This is a genomic window from Nitrosomonas sp. Is79A3, assembly GCF_000219585.1.
Classification (GTDB): domain Bacteria; phylum Pseudomonadota; class Gammaproteobacteria; order Burkholderiales; family Nitrosomonadaceae; genus Nitrosomonas.
Genome location: NC_015731.1, coordinates 2335368 through 2348773 on the forward strand (window position 1 = coordinate 2335368; position 13406 = coordinate 2348773).

13 protein-coding genes are annotated in these 13406 nt (G+C 45.8%); 11 read left to right on the forward strand and 2 right to left on the reverse strand.

What is annotated here, in order from left to right; genetic code table 11:
• Positions 1 to 34: 34 nt before the first annotated feature.
• Positions 35 to 1177 (reverse strand): flagellar biosynthesis protein FlhB, encoded by a 1143-nt coding sequence (gene flhB, locus NIT79A3_RS10765; RefSeq protein ID WP_013966224.1) that lies wholly within the window; start codon positions 1175 to 1177, stop codon positions 35 to 37.
• 294 nt (positions 1178 to 1471) lie between these two features.
• Here flhB and NIT79A3_RS10770 point away from each other — a divergent pair, with 294 nt between their 5' ends.
• The 3 genes from NIT79A3_RS10770 (at position 1472) to NIT79A3_RS10780 (ending at position 6825) form a co-directional block, all read left to right on the forward strand.
• Positions 1472 to 3787 (forward strand): penicillin acylase family protein, encoded by a 2316-nt coding sequence (locus NIT79A3_RS10770; RefSeq protein ID WP_348225604.1) that lies wholly within the window; start codon positions 1472 to 1474, stop codon positions 3785 to 3787.
• 303 nt (positions 3788 to 4090) lie between these two features.
• Positions 4091 to 5383 carry an XrtB/PEP-CTERM-associated polysaccharide biosynthesis outer membrane protein EpsL gene (gene epsL / locus NIT79A3_RS10775; protein ID WP_156797067.1) on the forward strand — a complete coding sequence of 431 codons (1293 nt, stop codon included), beginning with the start codon at positions 4091 to 4093 and terminating at the stop codon, positions 5381 to 5383.
• Positions 5380 to 6825 (forward strand): undecaprenyl-phosphate glucose phosphotransferase, encoded by a 1446-nt coding sequence (locus tag NIT79A3_RS10780; protein ID WP_013966227.1) that lies wholly within the window; start codon positions 5380 to 5382, stop codon positions 6823 to 6825. Before epsL ends, NIT79A3_RS10780 begins: the two co-directional genes overlap by 4 nt.
• A gap of 199 nt (positions 6826 to 7024) precedes the next feature.
• Here the strand turns inward: NIT79A3_RS10780 and NIT79A3_RS10785 are convergent, their stop codons facing one another.
• Positions 7025 to 7417 (reverse strand): hypothetical protein, encoded by a 393-nt coding sequence (locus tag NIT79A3_RS10785; RefSeq protein ID WP_013966228.1) that lies wholly within the window; start codon positions 7415 to 7417, stop codon positions 7025 to 7027.
• A gap of 392 nt (positions 7418 to 7809) precedes the next feature.
• On the opposite strand from NIT79A3_RS10785, the gene NIT79A3_RS10790 reads away from it, so the two are divergent.
• The 8 genes from NIT79A3_RS10790 (at position 7810) to NIT79A3_RS10825 (ending at position 13400) form a co-directional block, all read left to right on the forward strand.
• Complete coding sequence (locus NIT79A3_RS10790) at positions 7810 to 8418, forward strand: LemA family protein (protein ID WP_013966229.1); 609 nt, start codon at positions 7810 to 7812, stop codon at positions 8416 to 8418.
• A gap of 77 nt (positions 8419 to 8495) precedes the next feature.
• Positions 8496 to 9377 carry a YgcG family protein gene (locus NIT79A3_RS10795; protein WP_198009350.1) on the forward strand — a complete coding sequence of 294 codons (882 nt, stop codon included), beginning with the start codon at positions 8496 to 8498 and terminating at the stop codon, positions 9375 to 9377.
• Positions 9378 to 9881 carry a TPM domain-containing protein gene (locus tag NIT79A3_RS10800; RefSeq protein ID WP_013966231.1) on the forward strand — a complete coding sequence of 168 codons (504 nt, stop codon included), beginning with the start codon at positions 9378 to 9380 and terminating at the stop codon, positions 9879 to 9881.
• A 53-nt stretch (positions 9882 to 9934) separates the two neighbouring features.
• The gene (locus NIT79A3_RS10805; protein WP_013966232.1) at positions 9935 to 10378 is read left to right on the forward strand and encodes a hydrogenase maturation protease; all 444 of its coding nucleotides are present in this window, start codon (positions 9935 to 9937) and stop codon (positions 10376 to 10378) included.
• Positions 10357 to 10989, forward strand: coding sequence for a HupE/UreJ family protein (locus NIT79A3_RS10810; RefSeq protein WP_348225605.1), 633 nt, complete (start codon positions 10357 to 10359; stop codon positions 10987 to 10989). Before NIT79A3_RS10805 ends, NIT79A3_RS10810 begins: the two co-directional genes overlap by 22 nt.
• Before the next feature lie 18 nt (positions 10990 to 11007).
• Positions 11008 to 11349 carry a hydrogenase maturation nickel metallochaperone HypA gene (gene hypA, locus NIT79A3_RS10815; protein WP_013966234.1) on the forward strand — a complete coding sequence of 114 codons (342 nt, stop codon included), beginning with the start codon at positions 11008 to 11010 and terminating at the stop codon, positions 11347 to 11349.
• 10 nt (positions 11350 to 11359) lie between these two features.
• Positions 11360 to 12274, forward strand: a complete 915-nt coding sequence (gene hypB / locus NIT79A3_RS10820; protein ID WP_013966235.1) for a hydrogenase nickel incorporation protein HypB — start codon at positions 11360 to 11362, stop codon at positions 12272 to 12274.
• Positions 12267 to 13400, forward strand: a complete 1134-nt coding sequence (locus NIT79A3_RS10825) for a carbamoyltransferase HypF (RefSeq protein WP_049785367.1) — start codon at positions 12267 to 12269, stop codon at positions 13398 to 13400. Before hypB ends, NIT79A3_RS10825 begins: the two co-directional genes overlap by 8 nt.
• Positions 13401 to 13406 lie beyond the last annotated feature (6 nt).

Genomic DNA, 13406 nt, shown 5'->3' on the forward strand with positions numbered 1-13406 from the left:
AATCTGCTTAAAATAAAAACCCTGTTGAAATCTATTAAACTGCCTGCTGCGCCGGATCCAGTTCAACAGGTACGGGGACATCAACCGGTGGTTTTGGCGCTGCTCCTCCGTATTCGTTATAGCGCCTTAACTGAAAGACATAAGCCAATACTTCAGCAACCGCGGTGTAGAGTTTTTCTGGTATTTCACTTTCCAGTTCCGCGTGATGATATAAAGCTCGTGCAAGTGGTGGCGCTTCAAGAATAGGTATACGATGCTCTTCGGCTACTTCACGGATACGGGCAGCCAGTAAATGCACCCCTTTTGCAACTACCGTAGGTGCGCGCATAGTTTCACTTTTATAGCGAAGCGCCACCGCATAGTGCGTCGGATTAGTGACAATGACATCGGCTTTCGGTATTTCAGCCATCATGCGGCGACGCGCAGCTTCGCGTTGTAAACCGCGAATACGTGCTTTAATAAACGGATCGCCTTCACTGTCTTTGTGTTCTTTGCGAATTTCTTCCTTAGTCATCCGCAGCTGTTTTGCATGCTCCCAGATTTTATAAGGCACATCGATCACAACAACCAGTAATATGGCACCAATGATCAATAAAAAACTCATCGCCAGAAAATCACCAGCGCGGCTGATGCCTAGATGGACCGGCACGGTCAACAGTGCCATCACAGCCTCTTTGTTGTGCCAAATGACCAATGCTGCGACACCGCCAATCACAACGGTCTTAAGGATAGCTTTCACCAGCTCGACCAAGCTGTGCACGGAAAAAATCCGGCCAAGCCCTTTAATGGGATTAATACGATCAAATTTAGGTATAAGCGCTTTGGCGCTAAACATCCAGCCACTCAATAGCATCGGTGCGAAAAATGCAATAACCAGCAGCAAAAATAATAAAGGCGCCATCGATAGCAAACCTTCAAAAGCAAGTTCATACAAACGATTAAGCATGAGATCTGTTTGAAACGCCAGATCACGTTCCATTTGCATGCCTGCTTTCATGATTCTCAAGAGTTTATCCATCAGGCCAGCACCCATAAACATTATTCCGGCAGCAGCAGCCATCAATAAGGTAAATGTGGTAAGTTCCTGAGAACGCGCAACTTGGCCTTCCTCTCGCGCTTTTTCCAAGCGCTTCGGCGTGGCCTCTTCGGTACGTTCTAAATCACTGTCTTCAGCCATGATCAACTCCAAAATTCTACAAATGAATTATCATTGCAAATGCTCGAATTCAATATAAGGAATAAAGAAGGAATCATCCCCTTTATTACTGAAGCGCCAGCAGCTGTTTTATTTCATACGTGCTATCAAATGGTTATGAGATAACTACCCAGATTGAGGCTTTTAGTTCAGAACGCGCCCATGATTGCGCTTTAACGATTTCTCGATTATTTTCTTGCGGCTATGCATATTACTTTACGTTTTACTCGTTACTTCTTGATAATAAGCCTGTTAATCGCTTGTTTATTAATTCTTATGACAGTTTTACTACTGCGAGGCAGTTTGCCGCAATATGACGGGGAAACAGTTTTGCCGCAATTATCCGCCCCTGTATTTGCTGACAGAGATGGGCTAGGCAGCGTCACCTTAACGGGTGAAAATCGATTAGATCTGGCCATGGCTATGGGTTACATTCATGCTCAGGAACGGTTCTTTGAGATGGATTTAATGCGCAGGCAGGCTGCGGGTGAACTGTCTGAATTATTTGGTGCCGCTGCAATCACGCATGATCTCAAGGCACGTCACTTTCGCATGCGCGCACGTGCGTCAGCAGTATTGAATCAACTTCCTGCAGAACAACGGCAATTACTCGAAGTTTACCGGATTGGTGTTAACAGAGGTATTTCTGCACTAACCATACACCCGTTTCCTTACTTACTGACGCAAACCCAGCCCGCTGTATGGCAGAATGAAGACAGCATCCTGGTGATATTCGCCATGTTTTTTACCTTAAATGAAACGAATATTTATCGTGAACTAAAATTATCCAGCATGCGCGCAACACTCCCAGATTCCGTTTATCAATTTCTGACAATGCATGCGGGGATCTGGGATGCACCACTCCTCGATGAATCCTTTGAGTTACCGGAACTCCCCTCAGCCACGGACATTAACCTGCAAAGCTTGGATGAACATTTATTTAAAGATGAGCGATTCATCACCGAGCAGACACCGGGGAGTAACAGTTTTGCGGTTTCCGGTGCGTTAGCCAACGGCTCTGCCGTAGTAGCCAACGATATGCATTTGACATTACGCGTACCTAATTTATGGTTCCGGTCACGTCTTATTTATCCGTCCGCAGCATCTGCAGGACAACTTCATGACATTACAGGCATCAGCCTGCCAGGTGTGCCATCCATTATTATCGGTTCAAACCGTTATATTGCGTGGAGTTTCACCAACAGCCATGGTGATTTTGCTGATTGGGTGCGGATAAATTTCGATGGGAACGACAAAACACGCTATCTCAATTCAACCGGCTGGCAACCCATCCATATCATTCAGGAGACCATTCGTATTCGCAATGCCCCAGATGAAATACTCACTATTTCCGAGACCGAGTGGGGACCTATTATGGCGGAAGACCATGATAAAACTCCATTAGCGCTCGCATGGACGGCACTGCGGCCCGAAGCAATTAATCTTAAGCTAATTGAACTGGAACAAGTAAAAACAGCCGAAGAAGCCGCAAAGATTGCTCAACTAGCCGGCATCCCGGTACAGAACTTTATTGTCGGCGATCGTAGCGGCAACATCAGCTGGACGCTTGCAGGACGGATTCCTGCACGATCCGGCAACTTTGATCCGCAGCTACCTGCCGACTGGACTTCCCCTAATACCGGCTGGAACGGCTGGCTAAATCCGGAGCAATACCCGCTGATTACTAATCCCGCTTCGCATCGGCTATGGTCGGCCAATTCGCGCACCGTTTCCGGCAATAAACTAGAACTTCTAGGCAACGGTGGTTACGACCTGGGAGCAAGGGCAACGCAAATTCGCAACAGTTTATTTGCGCGCGAGCAATTTACCGTTGAAGACATGCAAGCAATCCAATTGGATCATCGCGCGCTATTATTATCGAAATGGTATCAATTGCTGACAACAACGCTGGATTCAGCTGACAACACTCTGCCATGGGTTTCCGTTATGAAAGCGGCATTAAACGATTGGGACGGACATGCTTCCTCGAATTCTATCGCTTACCGGGCTGTACGTACTTATCGCTATGAAGTTATGCAGACTGTCCTAAACGGATTTGCTGCTCAGATCAGGCAATACGATACCTCATTTAAGCTGCCTCGGCTAAGTCAGGCTGAAGTGATAGTATGGCAATTAATCGAACAACAACCACAGCATCTGCTTCCAGCAACCTATAAAAACTGGGAAGATCTATTGTTCCTTTCTGCTCAGAGAATCGCAGAGCAAATGCAAAAAGATGGCGGCATTACTGAACGGAACTGGGGTGAAGTCAACGCAGCACGTATCCGGCACCCACTCAGTCACAAGCTTCCCGCATGGATTGCACGATGGCTTGATATGCCAGCAGATCCGCTACCCGGTGATCACAATATGCCGCGTGTTCAAACCCCTGATTTTGGTGCCTCCCAACGTTCTGCAGTCACTCCAGGCAAAGAAGAGCGAGGCTATTTAGATATGCCGGGCGGGCAAAGCGGGCATCCGCTCTCTCCCTATTATGGCAGCGGACATGCGAATTGGGTGAGCGGAAAACCCGCACCATTTCTTCCCGGTAAGCCCGAAAGACAAATGAGATTTGTTCCATCAAATTCATAACCGGTAGATTTCTTGCAGATTTTGGAAATGGGTGTAAAAAAATGAAAGTGAAGACATCCAGCTTCATTCTAAAGAAGGTGCAATACCCAACATTCTAAAACTTCAGAGGTTCCCAAAATGATTTGCCAAAAATAGCGACAGTAATATTACCCTTTGGGCAAAAAAGCGTTTTTTCTCCTGTAAAAGGTGTTGTTCAAAATAGTTTTATGAGAACATGTTAAAGAAAAGGTAAATTCTGTCAAATGCCATTGATACTTGGCCATTGGAAATTCTGAGAATCTCACATTAATGATACATCAGTTCATGGAAGTTACACTTACGAACATCAATCAGTATTTTCCGCGCATAGCGCCCTGCTTTACACGACCCAGCCGGTTGCAGTCCTTCCTTCCAGGGGTTTTGCTGTTGTTCTTTCTCCACCAGCCTGCATCTGCTGCCGTAATAGGCAAAGTAGTGCAGCCCTTTGGGAGTTATACCTATACTGCTGATGACAACCTATTGCGTATACGGGATAAAGTGGATCCCCTGCCGCTGCTCGGCACGCGTAATCTTTTCGATATGTCCCATCGTTTTACCGGCGGTCTCATGTTCGAGAAAGAAATCAGCCGGCAACGATTGACCGCCAATTTGAACTGGACCCACACCAGTTTCGATAAATTCAATCAGATGGATAACGATCTGAAGAGTTTGACCGGTAACTGGAACTGGTTTTTAGGCAACCGGTTGGAAGGTAATATGGGAGCAAGCTACGTGCAATCCCTGTCACCGTTCCTGTTTCAGCCGGGTGTTAGAAATATACGTACCGAGCAGAGAGAATTTATTAATGCCGTCTGGCGCTTTCACCCAAGCTGGAATTTACATGGCGACTATACGCGCTATGATCTCAGTAACGATAGTCCGAGCAACATCTTTAGATTTCTAAACCGGACTGAAGACCGGTTTGAAGGCGGAGTAGACTACCTGACATCCGGTAGAAATACTGTGGGTGTGCTCTTTCGCAATATAATCGGTGATTTTCCGATTCTTGTCCGAGCACCGGATGGCTCATTCACAGACAACAGCTATGATCAGAAAGAAGCATTGGCCAAAATCAACTGGGCAGTATCTGCAAAATCCAGCCTTAGCGGGACGGGCGGGTGGGTAGAACGCAATAATGCCAGCTTTACAGCGCGTAATTTTAGCGGATTTAATGCCCGCATGACCTATCACTGGCAACCTACCGACAAGATCGGATTATCGATTTCCGGATGGCGCGAGACCGCAGCAATGCAACAGCTTACTGCAAGTTTTAGTCTTAATACTGGGGTACGTGTTGCTCCATCCTGGGACATTACACAGAAAATAAGATTGGAGGGAGATTTTTTCTATCAGCATATGAAGTTTGACCGCTTTTCGATTCTCACCGACGGAGCATTACCATTGGGTATAAACAACACGCTTCGCAATGCAGCGATAAAACTCATATACACCCCTTATCTTGGTTTGCAGCTCAGTGCCTCGATCTACAATAATCACTTAAAATCAGATTCCTCTCGAGGCGGGTTTGACGCAAATGGTGCAAATATCAATTTACAGTATACTTACGGAAGACGATGACAGCCAACGATTTACCCATAGTGGCCTTCTTCAAGCACCTGCTCGACCCTTTCATCATATGGAGCATGCTGATACTGACAACCTGGATGTATGACGAAGATTTTACCAGTTACTATCTAGTATTAGTCATTATTACCTTTTTCATTTCCACCTACATTTACGAGCGTATTCTCATTTACCGCAATTGGCGCAAAGGCAGATTGCTTGCCTATATGCGGGATACGGTAATGGGCTGGCTGGTGATTATCACTATCCTGATATTTCTAGGTTATGCCACCAAATTTCACAATCAGTTTTCCGGAAAAGTGCTTCTGACCTGGTTTATTGTCACACCATTGATGCTGATTGCCAGTCATATCACCGTACGCAGTATCGTCACCAACCTGTACAACAAAGGTAAATTGCGTTTAGCAATTGTGATCGGAGCGAACGAAACCAGTTTTGCGTTCATCCAGCATATCGCAGAGCTCCCCTTTCTGTTGATTAAATATCAGGGTTTCTTCGATGAACGCAACAGTTCCCGAATCGCCGGCGATTTTGGATCCCATTTGGGAGAACTGACCCATCCTCCCGTAGCCGCAACGGTTACCAGGCCGGATAACTTCGGATCCCGTTTGGGTGGACTGGCTGATGTCGTGCCTTACATTCAAAAGCATAATATCGAGATGGTTTTTATTAGCTTGCCGATGTCGTCTCAGCCGCGTATTCAGAAGCTTATGGATGAGTTACCCGACACTACGGTTTCTATCTATTTCCTGCCGGATATTTATATCTTTGATTTGATGCAAACCCGTTTCGAATACATTGGTGATGTGCCAGTAGTTGCAATGAGTGAGTCACCTTTTGTCGGTGTCGATGGCGTGGTCAAGGCTGCTAGCGACTTTGTGCTGGCTTTGGTGATTATTATTTTGCTCTCTCCAGTGATGGCGTGCATTGCATTGGCGGTAAAGTTTACTTCGCCGGGTCCGGTTATCTTTAAACAGCGCCGTTATGGTCTCAACGGCGAGGAGATTATCGTCTATAAGTTTCGCTCGATGACCGTCACGGAAGATGGTGCAAGCATTCAACAGGCGAAACAAAACGATCAACGGCTTACGAAAATCGGCGGCTTCTTGCGCCGCACATCATTGGATGAGTTGCCGCAGTTCTTTAATGTGTTGCAGGGACGCATGAGTATTGTCGGCCCGCGCCCGCATGCGGTGGCCCATAATGAGCTGTATCGCAAGCTGATTAAAGGCTATATGCTACGCCACAAGGCCAAACCAGGCATTACCGGATGGGCTCAAGTCAACGGCTGGCGCGGTGAAACTGAAGTGTTGGAAAAAATGAAAGCACGCATCGAACACGATTTGTATTATCTTAAACATTGGTCTATCTGGCTCGACCTCTGGATCATCCTCAAAACCGTCTGGATCGTACTGCGTAAAGATAATGCGTACTAACTAATGCCTATCTTGGATAGCACTCAGTGACAGGCAGGTGAATAGGAAGTAACATGATAAGGAAAGAGAAAACCAAAAAATTTTCTACTCAGTAATGTTCTAACTGAAAAAGTGTGCTTCTAAAGAGCCAATCCATTATTTGTTCTAACTGTTTGGGGCCAGTTATCAAGTAGCGCCGCTAACTAGCCCCACTTTGAGTTTACACAAAAATAGCGGTTAGTTTTGCTAACAAGCCATTAACCATGGGTTGGAATACACCCAAGAAATTATTTAACTGCAGAACACCCACAATAAGAATCAATAAACCACCAGCAACAATTCCATATTTAAGACCCAGCACAAAATTGGCCGATGCTGGCGCGCGCGTGTAGGTTTGATTGGAGAATGCCAAAAATATTCTCAATATACCAAGCAATACGCCTGTAGCCACACACCCAAAAAATAGATGTAATGCACAAAGAACTCTTTTGGTTAAATCCGCATCTGCAAGCTCAAGGCTTGAGAAGCGAAGACAAACAATAATTACAAAGAGCAAAATGAGGGAGTTCCAAAAGCCTCCAAATCTCATTCTCATCTCACTTTCCATACTCATAAATCTCTCCCTTTTAAATTAAAACTGTATAAGTAATAAATCGCTATATGCAGAACATCATAAAAAACTTGTTTAATCTATATGCTTAAGCTTTCAAAATAAGCGTATGCGTACTCAAGTTATTGATAAATTTATAGCCAGACTACCCAAAGCCTGATAACTAAAATCCAATCAGTGTTGATTGCTTTCATTGCATGCAGCCTATTTATTTTACATAACTTATATAAAAATAAATGAATTAAACAAACATATTCTTCATAACCCACAAAGTACCGAAAAAATATGTAATGATGAAAAAAGCTTTTTTTTACAAAACAATAATCTGATGTTCTTGAAAATACCCTTTACATCGTTATTTAATAAATAATTATGATTCTTATCAGGAGAAGTTTATGCGCAATTTGCTATTAATCGTAGCGATTCTCTGTACTTTTTCTTTGAGTGGATGTGGCTACAATACACTTCAGTCAACGGATGAACAGATTACGGCCAGCTGGGCGGAAGTATTGAATCAATACAAGCGGCGAGCGGACTTAGTTCCCAATCTGGTTAATACGGTAAAGGGATTTGCTTCCCAGGAAAAGGATGTATTGCTGGGTGTAACCAACGCTCGTTCCAGGGTTGGCGGTATTCAAGCAACACCCGAATTGATTAATGATGCGCAAGCATTCTCCAAATTCCAGAGTGCTCAGGGAGAATTGTCTAGTGCCCTTTCAAGGCTGTTAGTAGTAGTAGAGAATTATCCGGAGTTAAAATCGGATGCCAATTTTCGGGACTTGCAGGCACAACTGGAAGGCACTGAGAACCGCATTACTGTGGCCCGCAACCGCTATATTAAAGCAGTGCAAGAATATAATATCGTGGTACGTTCTTTTCCCAGCAATCTCACGGCGATGCTATTTGGCTTTCAAATAAAACCCAGTTTCACGGTAGAAAATGAGCAAGAGATTTCCAGTGCACCCAAAGTTGATTTTAATGCTCCCAATCCGGCGGCAAAATAAAGGCACCTCATGCAGGAATACCCAGTTTAAATGTTTCCTTTAAAAGCTAACCAGAGAGCAAGATGATATCTGTCAAAATGATCCACATTTGGGTAAAAATCCTGGCGCTTGCAGTTTTACTTCTTGCCGCCACACTCTCCAGAGCAGAGGTAGCAATACCATTGCTCAAGTCACATGTAACCGATCTGACTGCAATACTTTCCGCCAGTGAAGTTACACAATTGGAACAAAAATTAGCGGCATTCGAGAAAGCAAAAGGCAGTCAGGTCGCGGTGTTGATTGTACCCGCCACACATCCAGAAACCATTGAACAATATGCACTGCGGGTTGCTGAAACTTGGAAATTAGGTCGTAAAGGCATCGATGATGGCGTACTGCTGCTCATTGCTAAAAATGACAGAACACTACGCATCGAAGTGGGTTATGGTGTTGAAGGTGCATTGCCTGATGCGATGGCAAAACGGATTATCGCTGAAATTATCGTGCCGCAATTTAAAGCAGGAAACTTTGCAGCCGGTATTGATGCGGGCATTGACGCGATTCTAAGTTCGCTTAAAGGAGAATCACTTCCACTACCATCAACCAGAAACGGCCCTGGCAACTCTTCCGGCATGCATTTCCTTCTTGACAATTTTATTCCCATTTTAATCGGACTTATTGTGCTCGGAAGAATACTGCAAACACTACTAGGACGTCTTGTTGGAGCTGCTATAACCAGTATCGGTGTGGGATTCATTGGCTGGTTATTTTTTTCTTCGATCGTTGCCGCCATATTCATCGCCGTTGTTGTATTCTTTATAAGCCTTTTTCAGAGCACAGGCAGTGGAATCTATAGAAGCGGACGCAATTGGCCAGATGATGGTTTCAGGAATGGAGGTTTTGGAAGCGGCGGCTCTGGGGGCGGTTTTAGCGGAGGCGGGGGTGGCTTTGGTGGCGGCGGCGCATCGGGGAGATGGTAAATGAATTTTGCCCGTATCCTCCGCCATCTTTTAACCGGGAAACTCGCATTGCGCCGCATATTCCCCGCTGCTTCGCTGGGTGCTATCGAACAAGCCATTCAACAGTCGGAAATGAAACACGGGGGTCAAATTTGTTTTGCCGTAGAAACCACACTCAACACAATTCCACTTTTCAAAAACCAGACCGCCCGCGAACGTGCGGTAGAAGTATTTTCACAATTGCGTATTTGGGATACCGAACACAATAATGGCGTATTAATTTATTTGCTGCTTGCCGATCGTGACGTAGAAATCATTGCGGATCGCGGTATCCATGCTAAAGTCTCCAGTGATGAATGGGAAACTATTTGCCGCTCAATGGAATCCTCATTCCGGCAACAACAATTTGAGGGCGGTGTAATCGAAGGAATCAACGCGGTTGGCAGTCATTTACGGAAATATTTTCCATCTGACTCCAATCACAAAAAAAATGAGCTTGCTAATAAACCGGTGGTATTGGAATGATCGGGTATTGGCTGAACGCTTGTTTTAGAAAATAATTCAATAGCCCTCAATCCATGCTCAAATTACTGATATTCGGATATGGAAATCCAGGACGTGGAGATGATGCATTAGGCCCCTTATTGATTGAACGTTTGGCTCAATTGGAATTGGCGGGTGTTACCTGTCTCGTTGACATGCAATTACTGATCGAGCATGCTAGCGACTTGACAGGATTTGACCAGATCATATTTGTTGACGCGGATATATCGTGCGGGGAACCCTTTGAATTCTCAGCTGTGCATGCCGAAAAAGACAGCAGTTATACCAGCCACACATTAACGCCGGCTGCACTGTTGTTTGTTTATCTGCAAATCTATCAACATGCAGCACCACCTGCTTTTCTACTGCGTATCCGCGGTTATCATTTTGAGCTGGGTGATACACTTAGCGCTCGGGCAGGTGTAAATCTGGAAGCAGCAATCAAGCAAATACAACAATGGCATTTACAGCACGTATGAAGAACCCGATTCCACAATTCAAATTCTTCCGACTTTCGGTTCTGATCATTCCTTTTTGGATTATTCCTTTTTGGATTATTCCTGCAATGGCTTTTGCCCATTCCGATGCTGGTCCGCATAATGGCTTGCTACACGGGTTTTTTCATCCTTTGAACGGATTGGATCATGGGCTAGCAATGATCGCAGTGGGCTTATGGGCGGCACAAGCTCATGGTCGTATTATCTGGTTAATCCCGCTGGTTTTTGTAATGGTTATGGGATTAGGCGGTTTATTGGGAATGATCACCTTGCCGATAGCTTTTGCGGAATTTGGCATCACACTATCACTATTAGTTCTGGGTGCATTGCTTGCCTGCCGGAAACATTTGCCGCTCAGTGCCAGTATTATTCTGGTCGGATTGTTTGCACTCAGTCATGGCTATGCGCATGGCAACGAAATGCCGCAAAGCATCTCGATGATTTCCTATGCAGCAGGGTTCATGCTGGCTACCCTGTTGCTGCATTTATGCGGCATTGGTCTGGCACTGCTGTTTAGAATTTTCGCCAATGCCAACTGGATACGCTTTAGCGGTATCATAATTGCATTTTACGGCGGATTTTTAATGATCTAATAAACAATGAGGTGAGGTATGCATGAAATGTCACTCGCCGAGAATATTATGCAACTCATTGAAGATGCGGCACTTGAGCAACAGTTCACGCAGGTCATCACGGTATGGCTGGAAATTGGACAATTGGCTTGTGTAGAAAAGGAATCATTGCATTTCTATTTTGATGTGGTGACACAAGACAGCGTTGCCCAGCAAGCTAAACTGGAAATTATAGAAATTCCAGGGCAAGCCTTGTGCAATCAATGCAATCAGGATATTTTGATCACTGCTTACCATGCAGCCTGTCCGCACTGTGGCAGCTACGCATTGCATGTCACCCAAGGTAACGAAATGCGGATTAAAGAGATTGAAGTGAAATAGAGGAAATCGTATGTGTACAACTTGTGGATGTGGTATTGGCCAGACGCGCATTAATGGCAAATCGATGCAACCGCATCAGCACTCTGATAAACCGCTAAATTATCGCCCGCATAAGCATTCTCATGTACACGAACACAATCCGATGCCTGCCGGCACGAGTCATTCATCGAATACCATCCATTTCGGAACAGGCATTGCAGGCACACATGCTCCAGGAATGAGTCAGGCGCGAATGATTAAAATTGAGCGCGATATTCTGGCAAAAAACAACCTTTATGCCGATGAAAATCGGCGGCTCTTATCAGAACAGGGCATTTTCGCACTCAATTTGGTTTCCAGTCCGGGCTCCGGGAAAACCACCCTGCTGGTCAAAACCATTGAGATGCTACGCGGCAAGCTGCCCATCGCCGTGATTGAAGGCGACCAGCAAACCGATCACGATGCGGCGCGTATCCGTGCAACTGGCGTACCGGCGATACAAATCAACACCGGCAAAGGCTGCCATCTGGATGCGCACATGATAAATCAAGCCATACAACAGCTCCCCTTGCAAGATAACAGCTTGCTATTCATTGAAAATGTCGGCAATCTGGTTTGTCCATCTGGTTTCGATCTGGGTGAAGCGCATAAAGTAGTTATCCTGTCCGTCACCGAAGGGGAAGATAAGCCGCTCAAGTATCCCGATATGTTCCATGCCGCCAATCTGATGCTGCTGAACAAATGCGACCTGCTGCCACACCTGAATTTTGATGTTGACCAGGCGATTGAATATGCGCACCGCATTCACCCCGAATTGCCGGTGATTCAGATTTCAGCCACGCAAGACAACGGTATGCCGGAATGGATAGACTGGATTATGACTGGTTGCCGCAGTGCTGCAAATGCAAAGCAAGGTCTGAAACAATTCGATTCCACGTTTGACTAATTCGAACGATACACTGATTCCGTTGGCTATCAACGGACCCGCCGTTCTGGCTTGTGGTGCCTGGTTAAAAAACACCATCTGTGTGACACAGGGAAATAATGCGTATATTTCACCGCTTATTGGTGATTTAGCCACTGTAGAGGCCCGCCACCAGTTGGACAAAACCGTACAACGCATGTGTCAGGATTATTCGGTATCGCCCGGAATCGTTACACATGACCTGCACCCGGATTTTTACAGCACACAATTTGCCCAAGCCTATGCTGAACAGCAGCATATTCCAACCCTTGCCGTGCAGCATCATCATGCACACATTGCTGCGGTCTGCGCCGAGCACAAACTGATTCAACCTGTGTTGGGTTTGGCGCTGGATGGCGTCGGATTGGGAACGGACAACACACCCTGGGGCGGCGAATTACTATTGGTGGATGGCGCCCGATTTCACCGGCTCGGCCATCTGACCAACCTGGCTCTACCGGGTGGTGATCGTGCTGCGCTGGAGCCTTGGCGCATGGCGGCAGCGGCATTGGCGCGATTAAATCGTAGTGATGAAATTATGCAACGTTTCTCAGATCAACCGGCAGCCGGAACCGTTACCACCATGCTGGCAAAGAATCTCCATAGCCCGCAGACTTCCAGCATGGGTCGATTATTCGATGCAGCGGCCGGTTTGTTGGAAGTCAATTCGATTCAGTCCCACGAAGCGCAAGCAGCCATACAATTACAACAATTGGCCGAACAACATGGAGAAGTTGCCGCGTTGGCTGATGGCTTTCAAATCACTGAAAATAATCATTTGGATTTCTCACCATTGCTATCGGCGATGATCGATTGTCATGATGCAAAGCATGATACTTCCTACGCAGCCGCCCTATTCCACGCCACTTTAATCGCAGGATTAGCGGCATGGGTGGAAAAAGCTGCTTGCCAGCATAATATTTCACAACTGGCATTGGGCGGCGGGTGCTTTCATAATGCTGTGTTGCGACATGGATTAAAAAACCGCTTAGCCACACCATCTTTCCACCTATTCAGCGCGCAACAAATACAACCGGATGACAGCGCCATTGCGTTAGGTCAGGCATGGGTAGCTCTGCGGTATAATTGTGACTGTATTTTTGATTGATCAATT